The sequence below is a fragment of the Oceanimonas pelagia genome, from assembly GCF_030849025.1.
Lineage (GTDB): Bacteria > Pseudomonadota > Gammaproteobacteria > Enterobacterales > Aeromonadaceae > Oceanimonas > Oceanimonas pelagia.
Genome location: NZ_CP118224.1, coordinates 2,698,466 through 2,720,000, shown reverse-complemented (window position 1 = coordinate 2,720,000; position 21,535 = coordinate 2,698,466). Strand labels below are relative to the sequence as shown.

The following is a 21,535-nucleotide window of genomic DNA, read 5'->3' as shown; positions in this document are numbered from 1 at the left end:
AGACCGCCGGCTAAGGTCCCCAAGTTCTGATTAAGTGGGAAACGAGGTGGGAAGGCTCAGACAGCCAGGATGTTGGCTTAGAAGCAGCCATCATTTAAAGAAAGCGTAATAGCTCACTGGTCGAGTCGGCCTGCGCGGAAGATGTAACGGGGCTAAAATCAGGCACCGAAGCCGCGGATTCACGCTATGCGTGAGTGGTAGGGGAGCGTTCTGTAAGTCTGCGAAGGTGTGTCGTGAGGCATGCTGGAGATATCAGAAGTGCGAATGCTGACATGAGTAACGATAAAGGGGGTGAAAAACCTCCTCGCCGGAAGACCAAGGGTTCCTGTCCAACGTTAATCGGGGCAGGGTGAGTCGGCCCCTAAGGCGAGGCCGAAAGGCGTAGTCGATGGGAAACGGGTTAATATTCCCGTACTGACACACATTGCGATGGGGGGGACGGAGAAGGCTAGATGGGCCAGGCGTTGGTTGTCCTGGTGAAAGGGAGTAGGTGGTGACTTTAGGCAAATCCGGAGTCACAACGCTGAGACCCGAGACGAAGGTACTACGGTACCGAAGTCATTGATGCCCTGCTTCCAGGAAAAGCCTCTAAGCTTCAGATGTGTGTGAACCGTACCCCAAACCGACACAGGTGGTCGGGTAGAGAATACCAAGGCGCTTGAGAGAACTCGGGTGAAGGAACTAGGCAAAATAGTACCGTAACTTCGGGAGAAGGTACGCTGGAGCGGGTGAAGTCCTTCGCGGATGGAGCCTGAGCCAGTCGCAGTGACCAGGTGGCTGGGACTGTTTATCAAAAACACAGCACTGTGCTAACTCGCAAGAGGACGTATACGGTGTGACACCTGCCCGGTGCCGGAAGGTTAATTGATGGGGTTAGCCGCAAGGTGAAGCTCTTGATCGAAGCCCCGGTAAACGGCGGCCGTAACTATAACGGTCCTAAGGTAGCGAAATTCCTTGTCGGGTAAGTTCCGACCTGCACGAATGGTGTAACCATGGCCACGCTGTCTCCACCCGAGACTCAGTGAAATTGAAATCGCCGTGAAGATGCGGTGTACCCGCGGCTAGACGGAAAGACCCCGTGAACCTTTACTATAGCTTGGCACTGAACATTGACCCTACATGTGTAGGATAGGTGGGAGGCTGTGAAGCGGTGACGCCAGTTGCCGTGGAGCCGACCTTGAAATACCACCCTTGTATGTTTGATGTTCTAACTTGGCCCCCTTATCGGGGGTGAGGACAGTGCCTGGTGGGTAGTTTGACTGGGGCGGTCTCCTCCCAAAGCGTAACGGAGGAGCACGAAGGTTGGCTAAGTACGGTCGGACATCGTACGGTTAGTGCAATGGCATAAGCCAGCTTAACTGCGAGACAGACACGTCGAGCAGGTGCGAAAGCAGGTCATAGTGATCCGGTGGTTCTGAATGGAAGGGCCATCGCTCAACGGATAAAAGGTACTCCGGGGATAACAGGCTGATACCGCCCAAGAGTTCATATCGACGGCGGTGTTTGGCACCTCGATGTCGGCTCATCACATCCTGGGGCTGAAGTCGGTCCCAAGGGTATGGCTGTTCGCCATTTAAAGTGGTACGCGAGCTGGGTTCAGAACGTCGTGAGACAGTTCGGTCCCTATCTGCCGTGGGCGTTGGATGATTGAGAGGGGCTGCTCCTAGTACGAGAGGACCGGAGTGGACGAACCTCTGGTGTTCGGGTTGTCACGCCAGTGGCACTGCCCGGTAGCTAAGTTCGGAATCGATAACCGCTGAAAGCATCTAAGCGGGAAGCGAGCCTCGAGATGAGTCATCCCCAGAGCTTCGAGCTCTCTAAAGGGCCGTCCGAGACCAGGACGTTGATAGGCAGGGTGTGGAAGCGCTGTGAGGCGTGCAGCTAACCTGTACTAATGACCCGTGCGGCTTAACCATACAACACCCAAGAAGTGTGAGACCTTGCAGGTCGAGACTACGAATTCTTCATCAAAACGCTTTTTCCGAATTAAAGTTTTATGCCTGGCGGCCATAGCGTTGTGGAACCACCTGACTCCATGCCGAACTCAGCAGTGAAACGCAACCGCGCCGATGATAGTGTGGCAGCTGCCATGTGAAAGTAGGTCACTGCCAGGCACCCAATATAGTACTCCTGACTATACAGCTTTATGCGGAGCGGTAGTTCAGTTGGTTAGAATACCGGCCTGTCACGCCGGGGGTCGCGGGTTCGAGTCCCGTCCGCTCCGCCATTACTCAAAACCCCAGCCAATCGGCTGGGGTTTTTTCGTTATGGCTGCGCCGGACTTGCTGAATGATGTCGGTGCTACGCACCTTCACCTTCAAACGCGGTGCGTTTGCCACTCCGCCATCATTAAAAAGCCCTGAGTTAACGCTCGGGGCTTTTTGCTTTCTGCGCTCACCAAAGTCCACCCTCCTCACCCTGTCGAATCATCCCTCGTGACCACACCGTGACCACACTGCGTTTGCTCTTCGTGGCGGCAATCAACAACAGCGCATAGGCTTTCAAGTGATCGTTTTTTGAGAACGAGAGCATCAATGCCACCAGTACAGCCAGCAGATCTTCCTGCTTTTCGCAGCAAAAGGCTGATCAAGATCTATGGCGAAGGCGGATCTGTCGTGCAGGCTTTGCGCGGGGTGGATCTGAAACTGCCTGCCGGTGAGTTGGTGGTGTTGCTTGGCCCTTCGGGCAGTGGCAAATCCACCCAGCTCACCCAGCTCACCCAGCTCACCCTGCTGGGAGGGCTGGATCGCGCAAGCGAGGGGCGGCTCTGGTTTTATCAGCAGGAGCTGAGTGCCATGAATGAAAGCGATATCACTCGGTACCGGCGCCACCATGTGGGCTTTGTGTTTCAGTCCTACAATCTGATGCCAAGCCTGACCGCCGAGGAAAATGTTGAACTGGTCACCGAGCTGGTGGAAGCGCCCATGGATGCCCGCGCCGCCCTGGCCCGGGTCGGGCTGGCCGAGCGGGGGCATCATTTTCCGTCCCAGCTGTCAGGAGGCGAGCAGCAGCGGGTGGCGATTGCCCGGGCCATTGCCAAGCGCCCGACCGTATTGTTGTGCGACGAGCCTACCGGGGCACTGGACAGCACCACCGGCCGGGTGGTGCTGGGAGTACTGCAGCAGGTCAACCGGGAACTGGGCACGACCTGTGCTGATTACCACTCATGCCGCGGCCACTGCCGCCATGGCCCACAGAGTGATCCACTTTGCCGATGGCTGCATTCGTGAAGTGCTGACGTCCGAGCGGCAGCTTGATGCCAGCCGCATAGAATGGTGAACCCACTATGGCGACCATGCTTAACCGCAAGCTGCGCCGGGATCTGTGGCGGGTGCGGGGCCAGGCTCTGGCCATCGGCCTAGTGGTAGCGATGGGGGTTATGTTGCTGGTGATGATGAGCATCTTGGTCAGCTCCCTCAGTGATACCCGCGAAAGTTATTACCGGCACTACCGGCTGGCGGAGATCTTTGTGCCGGTCAAGCGTGCTCCCGAGCGGGTGTTGACGGCGGTTTCCGCTCTGCCCGCGACCTGGAAGTGCTGATGGAGCTGCCTTCGGCCGAGGCGGTTCGGGTATCGCACGGGAATGAGGTGGACATCGCCCACTGGGGTGGCCCGGGCGTGCCGGCGGGTGTGGTAGAGCGGGTGGAACCCGCCGGCTTTACCAAATTCTCCGTGCAGGGGGGAAGAGCAGCGGGTGAATGTGCGGATCCGTTGGCTCAGCAGCGTCGAAGAACGGCAGGGGGCTGGAACACGGTGACCGGGTGGAGGCGCGTATTCGCGTCTGGCAGAAGGAGAGGGTGTTAACGGCTCCTTCCGGTGCTCTGTTTCGCCACGAAGGGCAATGGGCGGTGCTGGTAGCCGAGAACGGTCGGGCCCGGCTGACGCCGGTGGCGGTAGGAGAGGACAATGACCGGCGGGTCGAGATCCTTGAAGGACTGCGTGAGGGCCGCGGCTGGTGCTGTATCCGGATGCCGAACTGGAAGATGGGGCCCGGATAGCTCCAAACCCCGTGGATTACCTCAGGCCGTCATCATGTCGCGCTGGAACGACTTTTCGCAGTAGCGGCAGCGGAACATCACCTGACCACGCACTGCTCGCACCCGAAACTTGCTGCTGACCGGCTCCCGGTGGCTGATGCAGTTGCCGTTGGGGCAGGCGAACACGCCTTCCACCTGTTCCGGCAGGTGCAGTTGCAGCTTTTCCACCACTTCGAAGTCTTCAATCAGGTTTACCGTGGCCTCGGGGGCAAACAGCGCCAGCTGGTTGGCCTGGGCGGAGGACAGCCGCACGTTTTCCACCTTGATGATATCCTTGGCGCCCAGCGCCTTGGACGGCAGGTTGAGCCCCACGGTAATGCGCTCCCGGTTCTGCACCAGGCCAAACAGCTGCAGAATGCGAATGCCCTGGCCGGCGGGAATATGGTCGATCACGGTGCCGTTGTGAATGGCCTCGACTTGTAGTTGGGTCTTGTTCACGGCTGCTCCTTACAGGGTTTCGTTCAATACCAGTGCCAGCAGGGCCTGACGGGCATAAACGCCGTTTTCGGCCTGCTCAAAGTAATAGGCGTAGGGGGTGTCGTCCACCTCCACCGTGATCTCGTCGATGCGGGGCAGGGGGTGCAGCACCTTGAGGCTGTCCTTGGCGTTTTCCAGCACCTGAGGGGTAAGCACGTACTTGGAGGCCACGTGCATGTATTCGGTTTCGTCAAAGCGCTCCTTCTGTACCCGGGTCATGTACAGAATGTCCAGCTCGTCCATCACCTCTTCCATGCTGTCGCGAAACTCGAAGTTGATGCCTTTTTCCACCAGTTCGTCGCACAGATAATCGGGCATGGCCAGAGCCTGGGGGGCGATAAAGTAGAACTTGCAGCCAAACAGGCTGAGTGCCTGAGTGAGTGAGTGCACGGTGCGGCCGTATTTCAGATCACCCACAAAGGCCACGGTCAGCCCTTGCAGGGTGCCTTGGGTTTCGTAAATGGTGAACAGGTCCAGCAGCGTCTGGGTTGGATGCTGGTTGGATCCGTCTCCGGCGTTGATCACCGGCACCGAGGAGAACTCCGCCGCCAGCCGGGCCGCGCCCTCCTGGGGGTGGCGCATCACAAAGGCGTCGCTGTAGGAGCTGATGATCTTCACCGAGTCGGCCAGGGTCTCGCCCTTTTTCGCCAGCGAGGTGTTGCCGCTGTCGGAAAAGCCGATAACGGCGCCGCCCAGGCGGTGCACGGCGGTTTCAAACGACAGCCGGGTGCGGGTGGAGGCTTCAAAGAAGCAACTGGCCACTACCTTGTGCTTCAGCAACTCGGGCCGGGGGTGGGTTTTGAGCATGACGGCGGTGTCGATGACCAGCTCCAGCTCGGCGCGGGTAAAGTCGGATATGGAAATTACATGCTTTTGATACAGAGGGTTCGCCATCAGCAATGCTCTTCAAGTGGAATTCGGGCCATAAAAAAACCCCGGGATGGGGCCATTGAAGTGACTGGATCGCAAACGCCGAAGCCGGTGCCGGCAACGGGCACCACCGCTGAGGAAAAGCAGCAATGAGGCTGGGGCATGATGGGCTCCGCATGTTCGCAAACCGACCGGATTATAGAGAAATGTGCGGCCAAAGCAAAATACGGTGAGCCGATAACCGTAAGCGGTGAAAGAGTGAGCGAACGCGCCGGTCGCCTTGAAAAAGCCCTTTACCTTTGAGCGCGGCTGGATATAATTCGCCTCGTGTTGCAGGGGCATAGTTCCAATTGGTAGAACAGCGGTCTCCAAAACCGACGGTTGGGGGTTCGAATCCCTCTGCCCCTGCCAGCTTCACCGAAAAGGCCAGCCTCAGTGCTGGCCTTTTTCCGTTACGGGGTGATCATGAAGCCACTATCATCGCAGCTCTGGCAGTTTCTCGGTTTGCCGGTGTGGCACTGTGTCCATGGTGAGCGCCTGCCCCATGCGCCCGCGCCGGCCACAGCCCTCCCCGAGGTACGGCTGATCACCGGCCAGGGCCATCGCCTGCCGGACATGCTGCTGGCCGATCTCACCCTGGCCCTCAACGGCATTCGGCCCCAGGTGGAGGATGAAACCGCCTGGCTGGCTGCCGGCCGTCCCGGTGCCCGTATTGTGCTGGGCTTCAACCTCACCTCGCCCGCTGAAAACGCCGCCTGGCAGGGCACCCTGCCCCTTTCTGCCGCTCAGAAACGCGAGCTCTGGAGCCGGCTGTGCAGCCTGAATTCCGCCCGCTGAGACCGGCGGATCTTGATGCCATGCTGGCGGTGGAGCAGGGGGCTCACGCTCATCCCTGGAGCCGGAGCTTGCTGGCCGATGCCTTTGGCGAGCGCTACTTTACCGGCGCGCTGTGGCAGGAAAACGCCTTGCTGGGCTACTTTATCGCCGACCGGGTGCTCGACGAAACCACCCTGATGAACATCTGTGTGGCGCCTGAATGGCAGGGGCGTGGTTTGGGCAGACAGCTGCTGGAACATTACTTCGCCCGCTGCCGGGCGCTCGGCCTTGGCTGGCTGTGGCTGGAGGTGCGTGCTTCCAACCGGGCGGCTCTGAGCCTGTATGCCTCTGCCGGCTATGAGGAAAGCGGCCGGCGGCGCAATTATTACCCCACGGCCGATGGCCATGAAGACGCCGTGCTGATGCAAAAGCGGCTCTAGTTCCTATACTGGAAGTCACACACTCTCGCAGGGATGAGATATGAGAGGCTTGCTTGCCACTGTGCTGGTGCTGACGGGAATGACACCGGCCCATGCCGACATCTATCAATACCGTGACGCCGCCGGCGTGGTGCACTACACCGACAACCGCCTTCGGGCCAGCACCGGCCAGCGCTGGCAGCAGGATGCAGTCAACCAGGACGGCATTCTGGTGCGGGTGGTGAAAAAGCCCGATGGTCACTATTTTTTTGCCCTTAACCGTCTGGCCAGCCGGGCCCGGCTGAACCTGAAGTTTTCCGGTCAGCAAAACGTGGCCATTCCCGAGGCGCTGCAGCAGGCGGTGATCCTGCCGCCCCGTGAAGAAAAGTTCATCGGCAAGCTGACCCCGGCCCAAAGCGGCGCCTGGGGTTACGACTACGGCTTCGCCTACAGCAGCCATGAAGGGCGCAACCAGGTGGGCAGCCGGCACAATGTGCAGAAAATTGCCGGCAGTACCATCGTCAGCCCGCGGGTGCAGGCCTGGCAACAGCATCATAACCACACCCCGGCGTCCATCGCCGGTGCCGTGGACATGCGCCCGCCGGTGGCCGGGCCCTACCGCATTTCCCAGGGATTTAACGGTGATTTCAGCCACAACAAGGTGGCCAACCGCTATGCCCTCGACATCGCCCTGCCGGTGGGCACTCCCTTGCTGGCCACCGCCGACGGCGTGGTGCTGGCGGCGGTGGATCATCATGTGGGCGGAGGCCTCAAGCCGGAATACAGAGGCCGGGCCAATCATTTGCGGCTGCGCCACGACGACGGCACCATGACCCTGTATGCCCATCTCGACACCGGTTCACTCAGGGTGAAGAAGGGCCAGCGGGTGCGCGCCGGCCAGGTGGTGGCCGCTTCAGGCCATACCGGTTACAGCTCGGGGCCCCATCTGCACCTGGCGGTGCAGGTCAACAACAAGGGCAGAATCGAGTCCATTCCCTTTACCCTGAACGGTCGGGTGCCCGGCAGCGGCAAAACCCTGCTGGCCCAGGGTAGCGACGTCGGCCCCGGTGAGGAATAACCGCAACAGAAAACATCATCAAATGAAATTATTTAATGCCGAATTTGATATGGAGTTTGTGTTGACGGTCTGTGCAGGAATAACAGGGTGAATTAATCATCTGTTTTGGTTTTTATTTTTGGTTTTTTAATCTTTTCTTCTCCCGTAACTGTCGGGAAAACCAGTTGCTTTATGCTGTTTGCTGTGGCTTTTTACCTGTCTGATTTCGAACATGACAACGTAAAAAGGCAGGAAAACGCATATGTCGCAGACAGCCGAAATGGCCAACGAGGCACCCCGCAGCATAAGTCACTATTTGCGCGTGCTGGGTCCGGGCATACTGGGCGCGGCGGCGGCCATTGGTGGCTCCCATCTGGTGGCCTCCACTCAGGCCGGCGCCATTTATGGCTGGCAACTGGTGGGGCTGATTCTGCTGGTTAACCTGCTCAAGTATCCTTTCTTTCAGATCGGCGCCCGCTACACCATGGCTGCCAACGAGAGCCTGATCCAGGGGTACGATCGCATCGGCCGGGGTTACCTGCGGCTGTTTACCCTGCTCAACCTCTTTGCCTCCGTGGTCAGCACCGCCGGTGTGGCCATGCTCTGCGGCAGCATACTGGGCCTGTTTGTCGGCGACAGCCTGAGCGTGACCCAGCTCAGCATGATAGTGCTGGCGGGCTCGCTGACTTTTCTTATCACCGGTCACTACCGCACCCTGGATCGGGTGACCAAATGGATCATTGTGGGCCTGGCCGTGGCCACGGTCACCGCGGTGTTTATTGCCCTGAACCGGGGCGGTGTGGCCACGCCCGAGTTTGTGGCGCCCAGCCCCTGGAACCTGGCCTCGGTGGGTTTTCTGGTGGCGCTGATGGGCTGGATGCCGGCCCCCATTGAGCTGTCGTCCTGGAACAGCGTCTGGCTGCGGCAAAAGCAAAAGGAGCTGGGCAGCGAGCTGGATTACCGGGGCGCCCTGGTTGATTTTAACGTGGGTTATTTCACCTCCACTCTGCTGGCCATCGCCTTTGTGGCGCTGGGCGCCCTGGTACTGCACGGCAGCGGCGAAACCCTGGCCACCTCCGGCATTGCCTTTGCCCATCAGCTGGTGAATGTGTATGCCAGCGTGATGGGGGAGTGGAGCCGGTGGCTGATCGCCTTTATCGCTTTTCTGTGCATGTTCTCCACCACGGTTACCGTGCTCGACGGTTACAGCCGGGCGCTGAGCGAATGTCTGGTGCAGTTCGGCCAGCCTCAGGGCAGTGGTCCCACCGGTCAGGGCGCCCGTTACACCTATCCGCTGATGGTGGCCATGGGCGTGGTGGCGGCCTTTATCATCATGTTCTTCAAGGGGGCCCTGCTGGCCATGCTGGAATTCGCCATGATCTCCGCCTTTGTCAGCGCCCTGGTGTTTGCCTGGCTGAACTTCCGGCTGATGCAGCTGCCCCAGGTGCCGGCCCACTACCGGCTGGGCAGAGGCATGATTGCCCTGAGCCGGATCGGCATTCTGTTCTTTGCCGGCTTTAACCTGCTGTTCGGTTACTGGTATCTGTTTGTGAAATAAGGTCATGGGCTGGTTTGACTGGTTAACCCGCCAACGCCTGCGGTCTTTGTCGCTGCCCTGGCAGCAGGCGCTGGCTGCCCTGCCCATACTGCAGGGTCTGAGCGAACCTGAGCAGCAGCGCCTGTGCGAGCTGGCGCAAGCGCTGCTGGCGCGCAAAACCCTGACCCAGCTCGGCGTAGCCCTGTCTCCGCTGCAGCAGGCCGGGCTGGCGTTGCAGGCGGCGCTGCCCATACTGCATCTGGGGCTGGACTGGTATGCCGGCTTTCACGAGATCATCATTATTCCCGAGCCGGTGACCCGCCGTGAAAGCGTGCAGGACGAATTCGGCCTGGTAAGCGAGGTGGTGGAAGAGCACGCCGGCGAGTCCTGGCAGCAGGGACCGCTGGTGCTGGCATGGAGCGAGCTGGCCGACGACGGCGGCTGGGACGGTTATAACCTGATCATTCACGAGCTGGCCCACAAGCTTGACATGCTGGGGGGGGAGGCCGACGGCGTGCCGCCCATGCGCCCCGGCATGGTCATGAGCGCGTGGCGCCGTGACTTTCAGGCCGCCTTTGATGATCTGCGGGTGCGGGATGAGCGTAATGAGGCGCCCATCGATCCGTACGCCGCCACCCATCCTGCGGAATTTCTGGCGGTGACCACCGAGCTGTTTTTTTCCGATCCCCGCTTGCTGCACAGCGTCTATCCGGCGGTCTATCACCAGCTGGCGCGGTTTTTTGAACAGGCGCCCCTGCTTCGCCAGCCCCCCTCCGCCGGATAATGGATTCCCGTCTTCTGTGATCCTGCTCGCCAAATGACCACTTGGCGGGTTGAGGATAAATGTTACCTTAACGATTGAAAGTCAGAGCCTATCGAGGCTCGAGGAAAGATCGATTTATCTTTTTTCGACTCAGCCAGTATATTGACTTTCGCGCTGTATCTTTCTTACGATGTATCTTCACTTAAAACTTGTTGTACGGGTTTTGGTGAAACTTTGTGTGCAATTATGATTAAAAATACAAAATGCATCATTGAATATGCATTGGTGGTATAACGCCGTTGTAAAACAACGTCATTTTGCTGGCGCAACACAGGCAAGGCTGCCAAGCGGTTGAAGGAACAGCTTGCTGAACACCGGATCCTTCATGAGTCCGGTGCGATATCAACATGAATCAGGGAATTATTATGTTAATCGGAATTCCAAGGGAAACGCTCAGCGGAGAGACCCGGGTGGCAGCGACCCCCAAATCGGTCGAACAGCTGCGCAAACTGGGCTTTGAGGTCTGCGTCGAACAGGGGGCGGGCAGCAAGGCCAGTTTTGAAGACACCGCCTATCAGGCGGCCGGCGCTCAACTGGTGAGTGCCGACGAGGCCTGGCAGTCCGCCATCATCTACAAGGTGAATGCGCCGACGTCTGAGGAAATCGAGCGGTTGCAGGCGGGTACCACCTTGGTCAGCTTTATCTGGCCGGCGCAGAACCCCGAGCTGGTGGAGCAACTCAAGAGCAAGGGCGTGACCGTGCTCGCCATGGACATGGTGCCGCGCATTTCCCGCGCCCAGTCGCTGGATGCGCTGTCGTCCATGGCCAACATCGCCGGTTACCGCGCTGTGGTGGAAGCCGCGCACGAATTTGGCCGCTTCTTTACCGGTCAGATCACCGCCGCCGGCAAGGTGCCGCCCGCCAAGGTGCTGGTGATCGGCGCCGGTGTGGCCGGCCTGGCCGCCATCGGTGCCGCCGGCTCTCTGGGTGCCATAGTGCGCGCCTTTGATACCCGTCCCGAGGTAAAAGAGCAGATCAACTCCATGGGCGCCGAGTTCCTGGAGCTGGACTACGAGGAAGAAAGCGACTCGTCCGACGGCTACGCCAAGGAAATGAGCCAGGCCTTTATTGATGCCGAAATGGCGCTGTTCATGGAGCAGGCCAAAGAGGTGGATATTATCGTCACCACCGCCCTGATCCCGGGCAAGCCGGCGCCGAAGCTGATCACCGCCGAGATGGTGGCCGCCATGGCCCCGGGCTCGGTGATCGTGGATCTGGCGGCCCAGAACGGCGGTAACTGTGAGCTGACCAAACCGGGCGAGCTGTTTGTCTCCGACAACGGCGTCAAGATCATCGGCTACACCGATCTCAACGGCCGCTTGCCGACCCAGTCTTCCACCCTGTACGCCACCAACCTGGTCAACCTGGCCAAGCTGCTGTGCAAGGAAAAGGACGGCAACATTCATGTCGACTTCGACGATGTGGTGCTGCGCAACATGACGGTGGTGAAAGACGGCGAAGTGACTTTCCCGCCCCCCGCCATCAGCGTGTCGGCGGCGCCCAAGGCCAAGGCGGCGGCCCAGCCCGCGGCCGAGCCTCATGCCAAGAAACCGAGCAACCTCAAGTATTACCTGGGTGGCGCCGGTGTGCTGCTGTTTGCCTGGCTGGCCGCCGTGGCTCCGGCAGAGTTTCTGTCGCACATCACGGTGTTCGTACTGGCCTGTATCGTGGGCTACTACGTGATCTGGAACGTGTCCCACTCCCTGCACACGCCGCTGATGTCGGTCACCAATGCCATCTCCGGCATTATCGTGGTGGGCGCCCTGTCTCAGGTGGGCACGGGTGGTTTTGTCAGCTTCCTCGCCTTCGTGGCGGTGCTGATCGCCTCAATCAACGTGTTTGGCGGGTTTACCGTGACACACCGCATGCTGAAGATGTTTAGGAAGGGCTGATTAAATGTCACAAGGACTAGTAACTGCATCTTATATCGTGGCCGCCGTGCTCTTTATCATGAGCCTGGCCGGTCTGTCCAAGCAGGAGTCGGCCAAGGCCGGTAACTGGTATGGCGTGGCGGGCATGGCCATCGCCCTGCTGGCCACCATTTTCAACCCCGAGGTCACCGGCCTGGGCTGGATCATCGTGGCCATGGCCATCGGTGGTGCCATCGGCGTGCGCTTTGCGCTCAAGGTGGAAATGACCGAAATGCCGGAGCTGATTGCCATTCTGCACAGCTTCGTGGGTCTGGCCGCGGTGTTTGTGGGCTACAACACCTACATCGATCACGGTGATCTCGCCGGTGCCATGCTCAACATTCACAACACCGAGATCTTCCTCGGCGTGTTTATCGGCGCGGTCACCTTCACCGGCTCCATTGTCGCCTTTGGCAAGCTGCGCGGCCTGGTGTCTTCCAAGCCGCTGACCCTGCCGCACCGTCACAAGCTCAACCTGCTGGCGGTGGTGGTTTCCGCCATTCTGCTGATCTGGTTTGTGCAGGTGGAAGGCTCCACCTTTGCCCTGCTGGTGATGACCCTGATCGCCCTGGCCTTTGGCTGGCACCTGGTGGCCAGCATCGGCGGCGCCGACATGCCGGTGGTGATCTCCATGCTTAACTCCTACTCGGGCTGGGCGGCGGCGGCGGCGGGCTTTATGCTGTCCAACGATCTGCTGATCGTGACCGGCGCCCTGGTGGGCTCTTCCGGTGCCATTCTGTCCTACATCATGTGCCGGGCCATGAACCGCTCCTTTATTTCGGTGATCGCCGGGGGCTTCGGCTCCGACGGCACCGTCTCTTCCGGTGAGGAAGAAGACGGCGAATATACCGAAGTGAACGCCGAAGACGTGGCCGAGATGCTGAAGAACTCCAGCTCGGTGATCATCACTCCCGGCTACGGCATGGCGGTGGCCCAGGCTCAGTATCCGGTGGCCGAACTGGTGTCCAGGCTGCGGGCGGCGGGCGTCAAGGTACGCTTTGGCATTCATCCGGTGGCGGGTCGTCTGCCCGGTCACATGAACGTGCTGCTGGCGGAAGCCAAGGTGCCTTATGACGTGGTGCTGGAGATGGACGAAATCAACGACGATTTCGACGACACCGACACCGTGCTGGTGATCGGCGCCAACGACACCGTCAACCCGGCGGCGTCCGAGGATCCGGCCAGCCCCATCGCCGGCATGCCGGTACTGGAAGTGTGGAAGGCCCAGCAGGTGGTGGTGTTCAAGCGCTCCATGAACACCGGCTATGCCGGGGTGCAGAACCCGCTGTTCTTCCGCGAAAACAGCGTCATGCTGTTTGGCGACGCCAAGGACAGCGTGGACAATATTCTGCGCGCGCTGTAATTCGCACGCTATGCCATTCAGGGGCGCTTCGGCGCCCCTTTTTCGTTCCGGTGAACTAAAAAAGAGAGCCGAAGCTCTCTTTCTTCATACACAGGACCTGGTGTGATTACAGCGGCAGGACTCAGTTGCCGCGGTAGGTAGAGAAGCCGTAAGGGCTCAGCAGCAGCGGCACATGGTAGTGATCCAGCTTGCCGTCGGCGCTGAAGATCACCGGGATCTCGGGGAAAAAGGTGGCGGTGTCATGCTGCTCGAACCAGTCACCGGTTTCAAAGGTCACCTTGTAGGTGCCTTTTTCCAGCGTCTTGCCTTCCGGATAGAGGGCGGTAATGCGGCCCTGCTTGTTGGTGACGGCGCTGTTCAGCTCCACCCACTGGTCGCTCTGTTTTTGCTCCAGCACCACCTTTACATCGGGGGAAGGCAGGCCGTTTTCCAGGTTGAGTACGTGTACGCTCAGCGGGTTGCCGGCGGCCAGGGTGAGGGTGGATACACCGGCCATCATGGCGCCGGCCAGAACATGCTTGAGGTTCATGGTTGTTCTCCTGTCAGGGTAAGAAAGCAGGCTGAAACCGGTCAGTGCCGGTGAGCTGGACGCATTCTGCCCGAGCGTGCCTTGCAAACCCCTTACCGCTTTATTACAAAACCGTCATTCAGCCGTCGGCGCGGTTATCAGGTGATAAACTGCCGGTATTCAATTGCACTGAGTGAGGCCAGCCATGCACATTCTGGTGGTGGAAGACGAAGCCAAGACCGCCGATTACCTGAAGAAGGGCTTTACCGAATCCGGTTATCGGGTGGAAGTGGCCAAAGACGGCCTGGAAGGGCGCTATCTGCTGGAAGAAAGCGGCTTTGATCTGGTGATCCTCGACATCATGTTGCCGGGGCTGAATGGCTGGCAGTTGTTGCAATTTATTCGCAGCAAAAGCGAGACGCCGGTGATCTGCCTGAGCGCCCGGGATGCGGTGGAAGACAAGGTACGCGGCCTGGAGCAGGGCGCCGATGATTATCTGGCCAAGCCGTTCTCCTTTGCCGAGCTGCTGGCCCGGGCCCGCAAATTGTTACGCCGGGGCAAGCCGGCGGAGCCGTTGTTTTACCGGCTGGCGGATCTGCAGCTGGATCCGCTGGCGCGCCGGGTCAGCCGGGGCGGACTGCGCATTGATCTCAGCAACAAGGAATTCACCTTGCTGCAGCTGTTGCTGGCTCATCAGGGCGAGGTGCTGTCGCGTACCTACATCGCCTCCCAGGTGTGGCACATGAATTTCGACAGCGACACCAATGTGGTGGACGTGGCCATTCGCCGGCTGCGGGCCAAAATCGACGACAACTTCGAGCCCAGGGTCATTCACACCGTGCGTGGCATGGGCTATGTGTGCGAGCTGCGGGAGTGAGGCGGCTGTTATCGTCATTAAGCTTGCGGCTGGCGCTGATGTTCGCCCTGGTCAGTGTGCTGCTGCTGGGCAGCCTGGGATTTTACCTTTATTACTCGCTGGAGCGGGAGCTGGCCTGGCGGGACGATCAGAGTCTGCTGGGTCGCCTTGAACACATGCAGGCCCTGCTTAATGGTCGCGACAGCATCGAGGAACTGCGCGACCGGCCCACCCTCTATGCCAATATGCTCGGCAATGAAGACAGCCTGCTGTGGGTGCTGAGGCCGGGCGGCGAGGTACTGATTGCGGTCAATCCGGCGGGGCTGGCCGTGCCTGTTGGTCTTCCGGCCGGACAGACCCGGCTGGGCTATAACGAACAGGGTAATGCCCGGCTGGCCTGGCGCCGGCTGGATCAGGATGATCTCAGTCTGGTGCTGGTGGCGGGCAAGCTGCTGGCGCCCCGTGAGCAGATGCTGGCGGCCTACCGGCTGCGGCTGTTGCTGGCCCTGGCTGGCGGCGCCCTGATGGCTTTTGCCCTGGGCTGGCTGGTGAGCCGGCGCGGACTGGCGCCGGTACGGCGGCTGGCGGCACAGGCCAGGGCCATTGAGGTACGCCGGCTGCACCGGCGGCTGAGTACGCGGCAATTGCCCGACGAGCTGTGCGAGTTGGGGGAGAGCCTCAATCACATGCTGTCCCGGCTGGAAGACGGCTTTGGCCGGCTGTCGCGCTTTTCGGAAGATCTGGCCCACGAAATCCGCACTCCCCTCAGCAATCTTGTGGGCCATACCGAGCACACCCTGCGCCGGGCCCGCAGCAGGGAAGAATACGAAACCCTGCTGGCGTCCCATCTGGAGGAGTACCAGCGGCTGAACCGGATGATCAACAGCATGCTGTTTCTGGCCCGCAGCGAGCAGCCTCAGGCGGACATTAAGCTTGAGCCGGTGGCCCTGGCGCCGCTGATTGAGCAGTTGTGCGAGTACTTTGAAGGCATGGCGGAAGAGGCCGGCACCCCATTGTTGAACCGGGCAGCCGGTGAGGTGCAGGCCGATGAAGAGCTGCTGCGCCGGGCCCTGGCCAACCTGCTGGCCAATGCCCTGCGTTACGGCGAGCCGGGCCGGCCCATTACCATTGGCAGCGAGCACACCGCCAATGGCGTGGCGGTCTTTGTGCACAATAAAGGCCCCGCCATTGCCGCTGAACATTTGCCCCGGCTGTTTGACCGCTTTTACCGCTGCGATCCGTCCCGCACCCAGGGCGGTGACACCGGCGGCCTAGGGCTGGCCATTGTCGACTCCATCATGCAGCTGCACGGTGGCGAAGTGAGCGTTCACAGCGACGACGACGGCACCACCTTTACCCTGCGTTTTCCCGCCTGAGAGAAGCAACAGCAGGGTTGCCTCCACCGACACGCTGCACTTTATGCCACTCAGTAAAAAGCCTACTGCGAACATATTTAATGTTCGGTCAGGCCTTTTACTTCGTCACGGCGAGCTAGCTCGCCCCATGTATGCTCGGCACATGCTTCTGACCGCCATGGATGGCGGAAATGCCGAAAATGCAGGAGCAATTTTTCGGCCCTGGCATGTGACGGTCGGTTACGGCAATCCCTGCTATTGCTTGTTTTGGCTTCGGTTTCGGGTCTTGCCCTCCCATCATTAATCCCTTATTTTCAGACAGTTGGAGAGAGGAGAATAATAATGACAAGCAAGCGCGGGCTGGTGTCGCTGACGCTGCCGGTGATGATGGGATATTTGCCGCTGGGGGCCGTGTTTGGCGTGCTCTGGGTGGATGCCGGGCTGACCTGGTACTGGGCACCACTGATGAGCGTACTGGTGTATGCCGGCGCCATGCAATATCTGGCGGTGGGCCTGCTGGCTGCCGGCATTGGCTGGATCGATCTGGCGGTGGCGTCGCTGCTGGTGAATTTTCGCCATCTTTTCTATGGCCTGTCGCTTTATCATTTGTTGCCCAAAGGCGTGATTGGCCGCAACTACTTCATTTTTGGCATTACCGATGAAACCTATTCCCTGCTCAGTGCCTCGGGCCGAGTGAAAGATCCCGAAACCGCGCTCTGGGTGGTGCTGCTCAACCAAAGTTACTGGGTGCTGGGTACGCTCACTGGCATGGCGCTGGCCCGGGGGCTGCCTCCCGGTCTGCAGGGGCTCGACTTCGCCCTCACCGCCTTGTTTACCGTGCTGGCGGTGGAGCAGATCCGTGCCAAAAAAGACTGGGGGGCCGTGGCGCTGGGTGTGGCGGCGGCGGCAGTGGCCGGCATCTGGGTAAGTGATTACTTCCTGCTGGCGGCCTCCGTCATGCTGGTGCTGGTATTGCTGGCCTGGCCCGAGCGCAAGCAAAAGGAGAAGCCGGCCCATGTCTGATTTCGATTATCTGCAGGCTTCGCTGATCATGGGCGGGGTGACCTTTGCCCTGCGCGCCTTTCCCTTTGTTGCCCGGGGCTTTATCGCTCATCATCACCGCATTCAGGTGCTGGGCCGGCGGCTGCCGGTGGCCATGATGGTACTGCTGACCCTGTATGCGGTGGGCGTACACCACTGGGGCTCGCCCGCCGACGGCCGGGATCAGCTGATCGCCGTGGCGGTGGTGGCGGTGCTGCAGTTGTGGCGGCGCCAGGCGCTGACCAGCATTCTGGCCGGCACCCTGGTGTATATGGCGCTGGTCAACGGCTGGCCGGGGCTCTGATCCCCGGGCCATTTTTCGGCTATAATGGCCGCCCTTCTTGTTAAACGGAACCGAACATGAGCATGTCTGTACCTGCCCGCCTGCTGGGCCTGGCGGCCCTGTGCCTGAGTGGCCTGACCCAGGCCGAAACCTTTGTCTTTACCGCCATCCCCGATCAGGATGAGCGTCGCCTGACCGAGCGCTTTGGCAAGATTGCCGATTACCTGGCCGACAAGCTGGACGTCGACGTGAAATACATTCCGGTGAAGAGCTACCCGGCGGCGGTGAGCGCCTTTCGCAACGATCAGGTGCAACTGGCCTGGTTTGGCGGTCTGACCGGGGTGCAGGCCCGGGAGCTGGTGCCCGGCAGTGAGGCCATTGCCCAGGGAGTGGAAGACACCGCCTTTGTCAGTTACCTGATTGCCCATGAAAGCACCGGCCTCAGTGAAAGTGAGCAGTTACCTGCGGAGCTTGCCGGCAAGCGCTTTACCTTTGGCGACAAGGGCTCCACCTCCGGCCGGCTGATGCCCGAGTTTTTCTTGCGTCAGCACTTTGAGCAGGCGCCCGAGCAGCTGTTCTCCCGGGTGGGTTTTTCCGGTGACCACAACCGTACCATCAGCCTGGTGCAGTCCGGTGCCTATGAGGTAGGCGCGGTCAACTACGCGGTGTGGGATGCGGAGATGGAAAAGGGCAATATCGACCAAAGCAAGGTCAGGGTGATCTGGACCAGCCCCGAGTACCCGGACTACCAGTGGAGCATTCGTGGAGATGTGGATGCCCGCTTCGGTGACGGTTTCAAGGAAAAGGTGAAACAGGCGCTGCTGGAGATGAAAGATCCCGAGCTGCTGGCGGCCTTTCCCCGCTCCGGCTTTGTGAACGCCAGCAATGATGACTACGCGCCCATTCGCGACACCGCCGTGGCCATTGGCATCATGGATCCCGATCAGTAATGAGCGAGCCTGCCAGCCTGTTTCACTTTCATGATGCCAGTCTCGGCTATGCCGGCCGGCCGGTGCTGGAGGCACTGAACCTGGAGGTGAAACAGGGCGACAAAATCGCCCTGCTGGGGGAGTCGGGCACCGGTAAAAGCACCCTGCTGCGCCGGCTGCGCGAGCTTCGCCCCGATGACGTGGCCTGGTGTCCGCAGCAGCCCGGCCTGGTGCCGGTGCTGAGCACCTTCCACAACATTTACATGGGCCGGCTGGCACGTAACCCCTTCTGGTACAACCTGATCAATCTGGTGAAGCCACTGGCCACACCCAGGGATGAGATTGCCGGGCTGGCCAGCCGGCTGGGCCTCTCCGGCCAGCTCTGGCGGCCCGCCGGTGCCCTCTCCGGTGGCCAGCAGAGCCGGGTCAGCCTGGCCCGGGCGCTGTATCAGCAAAGACCGGTGTTTATCGGCGACGAGCCGGTGTCGGCCCTGGACGAACGTCAGGCCGCCGATCTGCTGCAACTGGTATGCGAACGCCACCAGACGGTGGTGCTGGCGCTGCATAACGTGGAGCAGGCGCTCACTCACTGCACCCGTATTGTGGGGCTGCGAAAGGGCAGGCTGGTGCTGGATGCCCCCAGTGAGAACCTGACCGCAGCCCAGCTGCGGGCCCTGTATACCACTCTATGAACGCTCAGGCCTCCATGGGGCGCACCAGCCTGCTGTTTGTGGTACTGGCGCTGTTGTGCCTGCCCTGGGCGGACTTTTCCGTGACCGCCGTGGACCCCTGGTTTGAGCTGGGCCGTCTCGGTGCCGGCCTGCTGCTGCCGGCCTGGCCTGGTGCCTCCGTGCTGCTGTCGGCGCTGGCCAACACCCTGGCCTTTGCCCTGCAGGGAGTGGCGCTGGGGGCCGTGCTGGGTTTGGGGCTTGCCTGTGGTTATCGCAGTGCCGGCGTGCGCCGGCTGGCGGCGGGGCTCAGGGCGGTGCACGAACTGTTCTGGGCGCTGCTGTTCATGCAGTTGCTGGGGCTGTCGGCCCTGGCCGGGGTGCTGGCCATTGCGCTGCCCTATGCGGGCACCTTTGCCAAGATTTACGGCGAGCTGTTTGAAGAAGCGGATCCGGCCCCGGAGCAGGCCCTGCCGGCGGGCTTTGGCCGGCTGAGCCGGCTTGTCTATCTGCAGCTGCCGCTGTGCTGGCGGCAAATGGCCACCTACACCGGTTACCGGCTGGAGTGCGGCATTCGCAGCTCGGCGGTGCTGGGCTTTATCGGTCTGCCGACCCTGGGCTATCACCTGGAATCCCTGCTGCGCCAGGGCTATTACGATGAGGCTGCGGCCTTTTTCTATGCCCTGGTGCTGATCATCGCCACCCTGCGCTGGTGGCTGCGGGGCCGGCTGGTGCCGCTGTATCTGCTGGCGGCGCTGATCTGGCTGCCGCCGGTGGCCAGTCTGAACTGGGCGCTGATGGCCCGCTTTTTTACCGAGGACATTATTCCCGCGCCGCTGAGGGCGGGGGACTGGGCCGGGCTCTGGCCCTGGTGGGCACAGTTGTGGCAGCAGCAGGCGGGGCCGGGGCTGGCCAATACCCTGGTGCTGGCGCTGGTGTCGCTGGTGGTCACCGGTGTACTGGCGCTGGTGTGGTTTCCGGCCATTTCCCGGCGGTTCGGCAATGCCGTCAGCCGCCGGGCCAGCCATGGCTGGCTGGTGCTGATGCGCTCGCTGCCGGAATACCTGCTGGCCTTTGTGGCCATGCTGTTGCTGGGGCCGGGCATGCTGCCGGCCATGCTGGCGCTCGGGCTGCACAACGGCGCCATTATCGCCCACCTGCTGGGCCATCATCTCAATACCCTGAGCCTGCGGGAAGACGCGCCCCGAGGCCTGAACCTGTACTGTTTCGAGGTGCTGCCCCGGCTGTATCGCGCCTTTATGGCCTACAGCCTGTACCGTTTTGAAAACCTGATCCGCGAAACCGCCATTCTCGGCATGCTGGGCATTCCCACGCTGGGCTTTTTTATCGACTCGGCCTTCAGCGAATTCCGCTTTGACCGGGCCATGGCGCTGCTGCTGGTGTGCGCCGGGCTTAACATACTGGTGGATGTGGCAGCCCGACGCCTGCGCCAGCGGCTGCACCTGGGCAACCGCGCCGAGGTGCTGTAACACACTCGCCGGTGAGCACTGCGCTTACCGTCGGACACAACTGCTGCGCCGACACGCCGTAAGGATAAGCCACTCAATGTTTCAACCCGCTGCGAACATACTGAATGTTCGGTCGGGCCGAAACATTTCGTCACGGCGAGCAAGCTCGCCCCATGTAGGCACCGCTGCGCATCTGACCGCCATGGATGGCGGAAATGCCGAAAATGCAGGAGCAATTTTCGGCCTTGGCGCAGAGGGTGCGGCGAAGCAGATACCCTGTGCCCTCCTTGGCGGGCATTACACGGGCTGAAAGGGCGATATTGCACTTACAGCACCAGCCCACCATCGATTTTCAGCACCTGGCCGGTAATGTAACGGGCGCGGGCGCTTGCCAGAAACAGCACGCCTTCGGCGATGTCGGTAGGCTCCCCCAGGCGGCCGAGGGGAATGCGGGCGGTCATTTTCTCCAGCACTTTCTGTGGCACCGCCTGGGTCATCTCGGTGTTGATAAAACCGGGGGCGATGCAGTTGGCCCTGATTTGCGCGCCGCCCCGGGCCAGCTCTCTGGCCCAGCCCTTGGTCATGCTGATCACGCCACCCTTGCTGGCGCCGTAGTTGCTCTGGCCGATGTTGCCGTCGGTGCCCACAATCGAGGAAATGCTGACGATGCTGCCGCTTTGCTGCAGTTTCATCAGCGGCAGCATGGCCTGGGTCATCAGGAACACCCCCTTGAGATTGACGTTCAGCACGCTGTCCCAGTCGGCCTCGGTCATGTTGTCGAGCAGGGCATCCCGGGTGATGCCGGCGTTGTTCACCAGCACGTCAAGGCGGCCGTGATCGGCCAGAATGCGGGCGCTGAGGCGGCTCAGTGCCGCGCTGTCGCACACGTCCAGGGGGACGGCGGTGACGTTGTCATATTCCTTCAGCCAGGCCTCTGCCGGCGCCATGTTGATGTCGCAGGCATAGACCCGGGCCGCTCCGGCCCGGGCCAGGGTTTCGCTGATGCAGCGTCCCAGGCCGCGGGCGGCGCCGGTGACCACGCAGATGTTGTTATGCATATCCCGAGTCGTTGCGTTCATGATGGAGTCCTTCTGGCAATGGATGCATGGGTAAGCGC

The 21,535-nt window shown here is 60.8% G+C and carries 20 protein-coding genes, 2 tRNA genes and 2 rRNA genes (1 of these 24 only partly in view); 20 read left to right on the top strand and 4 right to left on the bottom strand.

From position 1 onward, the window contains the following. The 5 genes from PU634_RS13000 to PU634_RS12980 all read left to right on the top strand — a co-directional run. Window positions 1–1,916, top strand: a 23S ribosomal RNA gene (locus PU634_RS13000); it begins 973 nt to the left of the window's first position. A gap of 83 nt (window positions 1,917–1,999) precedes the next feature. Then, a 5S ribosomal RNA gene (rrf, locus tag PU634_RS12995) occupies window positions 2,000–2,114 on the top strand. A 36-nt stretch (window positions 2,115–2,150) separates the two neighbouring features. Next, window positions 2,151–2,227, top strand: a tRNA-Asp gene (locus tag PU634_RS12990). A 388-nt stretch (window positions 2,228–2,615) separates the two neighbouring features. After that, entirely contained in the window at window positions 2,616–3,230 is a 615-nt protein-coding gene (locus tag PU634_RS12985) for an ABC transporter ATP-binding protein (protein ID WP_306761220.1), read from the top strand. 56 nt (window positions 3,231–3,286) lie between these two features. After that, window positions 3,287–3,541 (top strand): hypothetical protein, encoded by a 255-nt coding sequence (locus PU634_RS12980; RefSeq protein WP_306761219.1) that lies wholly within the window; start codon window positions 3,287–3,289, stop codon window positions 3,539–3,541. Between the two features lie 478 nt (window positions 3,542–4,019). On the opposite strand, the gene pyrI is transcribed toward PU634_RS12980, so the two are convergent. Then, entirely contained in the window at window positions 4,020–4,475 is a 456-nt protein-coding gene (gene pyrI / locus PU634_RS12975; protein WP_306761218.1) for an aspartate carbamoyltransferase regulatory subunit, read from the bottom strand. 9 nt (window positions 4,476–4,484) lie between these two features. Beyond that, window positions 4,485–5,408, bottom strand: a complete 924-nt coding sequence (gene pyrB, locus PU634_RS12970; protein ID WP_306761217.1) for an aspartate carbamoyltransferase — start codon at window positions 5,406–5,408, stop codon at window positions 4,485–4,487. Between the two features lie 310 nt (window positions 5,409–5,718). Between pyrB and PU634_RS12965 the strand changes: the two genes are divergently transcribed. From PU634_RS12965 to pntB, 8 genes are all read left to right on the top strand, one after another. Next, window positions 5,719–5,795: transfer RNA gene (locus PU634_RS12965), tRNA-Trp, on the top strand. 54 nt (window positions 5,796–5,849) lie between these two features. Next, window positions 5,850–6,221: a hypothetical protein gene (locus PU634_RS12960; RefSeq protein WP_306761216.1), complete on the top strand. Its 372-nt coding sequence runs from the start codon at window positions 5,850–5,852 to the stop codon at window positions 6,219–6,221. Further along, window positions 6,197–6,640 (top strand): ribosomal protein S18-alanine N-acetyltransferase, encoded by a 444-nt coding sequence (gene rimI, locus PU634_RS12955; RefSeq protein WP_306761215.1) that lies wholly within the window; start codon window positions 6,197–6,199, stop codon window positions 6,638–6,640. Before PU634_RS12960 ends, rimI begins: the two co-directional genes overlap by 25 nt. 40 nt (window positions 6,641–6,680) lie before the next feature. Beyond that, entirely contained in the window at window positions 6,681–7,697 is a 1,017-nt protein-coding gene (locus PU634_RS12950) for a peptidoglycan DD-metalloendopeptidase family protein (protein ID WP_306761214.1), read from the top strand. Window positions 7,698–7,938: 241 nt separating this feature from the next. Beyond that, the gene (locus tag PU634_RS12945; RefSeq protein WP_306761213.1) at window positions 7,939–9,234 is read left to right on the top strand and encodes an NRAMP family divalent metal transporter; all 1,296 of its coding nucleotides are present in this window, start codon (window positions 7,939–7,941) and stop codon (window positions 9,232–9,234) included. 4 nt (window positions 9,235–9,238) lie between these two features. Continuing rightward, window positions 9,239–9,997: a M90 family metallopeptidase gene (locus PU634_RS12940; protein WP_306761212.1), complete on the top strand. Its 759-nt coding sequence runs from the start codon at window positions 9,239–9,241 to the stop codon at window positions 9,995–9,997. Between the two features lie 404 nt (window positions 9,998–10,401). Continuing rightward, entirely contained in the window at window positions 10,402–11,928 is a 1,527-nt protein-coding gene (locus PU634_RS12935) for a Re/Si-specific NAD(P)(+) transhydrogenase subunit alpha (RefSeq protein ID WP_306761211.1), read from the top strand. A gap of 4 nt (window positions 11,929–11,932) precedes the next feature. Then, on the top strand, window positions 11,933–13,309 hold the full coding sequence (gene pntB / locus PU634_RS12930; RefSeq protein ID WP_306761210.1) for a Re/Si-specific NAD(P)(+) transhydrogenase subunit beta: 1,377 nt from the start codon (window positions 11,933–11,935) through the stop codon (window positions 13,307–13,309). A gap of 121 nt (window positions 13,310–13,430) precedes the next feature. On the opposite strand, the gene uraH is transcribed toward pntB, so the two are convergent. Continuing rightward, complete coding sequence (uraH, locus tag PU634_RS12925) at window positions 13,431–13,838, bottom strand: hydroxyisourate hydrolase (protein ID WP_306761209.1); 408 nt, start codon at window positions 13,836–13,838, stop codon at window positions 13,431–13,433. 184 nt (window positions 13,839–14,022) lie between these two features. Between uraH and PU634_RS12920 the strand changes: the two genes are divergently transcribed. The 7 genes from PU634_RS12920 to PU634_RS12890 all read left to right on the top strand — a co-directional run bounded on the left by PU634_RS12920 (window position 14,023) and on the right by PU634_RS12890 (window position 20,439). After that, complete coding sequence (locus PU634_RS12920) at window positions 14,023–14,694, top strand: heavy metal response regulator transcription factor (RefSeq protein ID WP_306761208.1); 672 nt, start codon at window positions 14,023–14,025, stop codon at window positions 14,692–14,694. Beyond that, window positions 14,691–16,049, top strand: a complete 1,359-nt coding sequence (locus PU634_RS12915) for a heavy metal sensor histidine kinase (RefSeq protein ID WP_306761207.1) — start codon at window positions 14,691–14,693, stop codon at window positions 16,047–16,049. Before PU634_RS12920 ends, PU634_RS12915 begins: the two co-directional genes overlap by 4 nt. A 321-nt stretch (window positions 16,050–16,370) precedes the next feature. Then, window positions 16,371–17,051, top strand: coding sequence for an AzlC family ABC transporter permease (locus tag PU634_RS12910; protein WP_306761206.1), 681 nt, complete (start codon window positions 16,371–16,373; stop codon window positions 17,049–17,051). Next, entirely contained in the window at window positions 17,044–17,373 is a 330-nt protein-coding gene (locus PU634_RS12905; protein WP_306761205.1) for a branched-chain amino acid transporter permease, read from the top strand. Before PU634_RS12910 ends, PU634_RS12905 begins: the two co-directional genes overlap by 8 nt. 56 nt (window positions 17,374–17,429) lie before the next feature. Then, window positions 17,430–18,302 carry a putative selenate ABC transporter substrate-binding protein gene (locus PU634_RS12900; protein WP_306761204.1) on the top strand — a complete coding sequence of 291 codons (873 nt, stop codon included), beginning with the start codon at window positions 17,430–17,432 and terminating at the stop codon, window positions 18,300–18,302. Continuing rightward, window positions 18,302–18,973 carry an ATP-binding cassette domain-containing protein gene (locus PU634_RS12895; RefSeq protein ID WP_306761203.1) on the top strand — a complete coding sequence of 224 codons (672 nt, stop codon included), beginning with the start codon at window positions 18,302–18,304 and terminating at the stop codon, window positions 18,971–18,973. The genes PU634_RS12900 and PU634_RS12895 overlap by 1 nt, the downstream gene beginning before the upstream one ends. Continuing rightward, the gene (locus PU634_RS12890) at window positions 18,970–20,439 is read left to right on the top strand and encodes a PhnE/PtxC family ABC transporter permease (protein WP_306761202.1); all 1,470 of its coding nucleotides are present in this window, start codon (window positions 18,970–18,972) and stop codon (window positions 20,437–20,439) included. The genes PU634_RS12895 and PU634_RS12890 overlap by 4 nt, the downstream gene beginning before the upstream one ends. Window positions 20,440–20,744: 305 nt before the next feature. Here PU634_RS12890 and fabG read toward each other — a convergent pair whose 3' ends face one another. Next, a complete protein-coding gene (fabG, locus tag PU634_RS12885) occupies window positions 20,745–21,497 on the bottom strand; it encodes a 3-oxoacyl-ACP reductase FabG (protein ID WP_306761201.1) in 753 nt (250 codons plus the stop codon). Window positions 21,498–21,535 lie beyond the last annotated feature (38 nt).

What these genes read in the sequence shown, in the direction of transcription:
- PU634_RS12980 (WP_306761219.1), top strand. Translation starts at nt 3,287, where the DNA reads ATGGCGACCATGCTTAACCGCAAGCTGCGCCGGGATCTGTGGCGGGTG.
- pyrB (WP_306761217.1), bottom strand. Translation starts at nt 5,408, where the DNA reads ATGGCGAACCCTCTGTATCAAAAGCATGTAATTTCCATATCCGACTTT.
- PU634_RS12960 (WP_306761216.1), top strand. Translation starts at nt 5,850, where the DNA reads ATGAAGCCACTATCATCGCAGCTCTGGCAGTTTCTCGGTTTGCCGGTG.
- PU634_RS12950 (WP_306761214.1), top strand. Translation starts at nt 6,681, where the DNA reads ATGAGAGGCTTGCTTGCCACTGTGCTGGTGCTGACGGGAATGACACCG.
- PU634_RS12945 (WP_306761213.1), top strand. Translation starts at nt 7,939, where the DNA reads ATGTCGCAGACAGCCGAAATGGCCAACGAGGCACCCCGCAGCATAAGT.
- PU634_RS12940 (WP_306761212.1), top strand. Translation starts at nt 9,239, where the DNA reads ATGGGCTGGTTTGACTGGTTAACCCGCCAACGCCTGCGGTCTTTGTCG.
- PU634_RS12935 (WP_306761211.1), top strand. Translation starts at nt 10,402, where the DNA reads ATGTTAATCGGAATTCCAAGGGAAACGCTCAGCGGAGAGACCCGGGTG.
- pntB (WP_306761210.1), top strand. Translation starts at nt 11,933, where the DNA reads ATGTCACAAGGACTAGTAACTGCATCTTATATCGTGGCCGCCGTGCTC.
- uraH (WP_306761209.1), bottom strand. Translation starts at nt 13,838, where the DNA reads ATGAACCTCAAGCATGTTCTGGCCGGCGCCATGATGGCCGGTGTATCC.
- PU634_RS12920 (WP_306761208.1), top strand. Translation starts at nt 14,023, where the DNA reads ATGCACATTCTGGTGGTGGAAGACGAAGCCAAGACCGCCGATTACCTG.
- PU634_RS12910 (WP_306761206.1), top strand. Translation starts at nt 16,371, where the DNA reads ATGACAAGCAAGCGCGGGCTGGTGTCGCTGACGCTGCCGGTGATGATG.
- PU634_RS12905 (WP_306761205.1), top strand. Translation starts at nt 17,044, where the DNA reads ATGTCTGATTTCGATTATCTGCAGGCTTCGCTGATCATGGGCGGGGTG.
- PU634_RS12900 (WP_306761204.1), top strand. Translation starts at nt 17,430, where the DNA reads ATGAGCATGTCTGTACCTGCCCGCCTGCTGGGCCTGGCGGCCCTGTGC.
- PU634_RS12895 (WP_306761203.1), top strand. Translation starts at nt 18,302, where the DNA reads ATGAGCGAGCCTGCCAGCCTGTTTCACTTTCATGATGCCAGTCTCGGC.
- PU634_RS12890 (WP_306761202.1), top strand. Translation starts at nt 18,970, where the DNA reads ATGAACGCTCAGGCCTCCATGGGGCGCACCAGCCTGCTGTTTGTGGTA.
- fabG (WP_306761201.1), bottom strand. Translation starts at nt 21,497, where the DNA reads ATGAACGCAACGACTCGGGATATGCATAACAACATCTGCGTGGTCACC.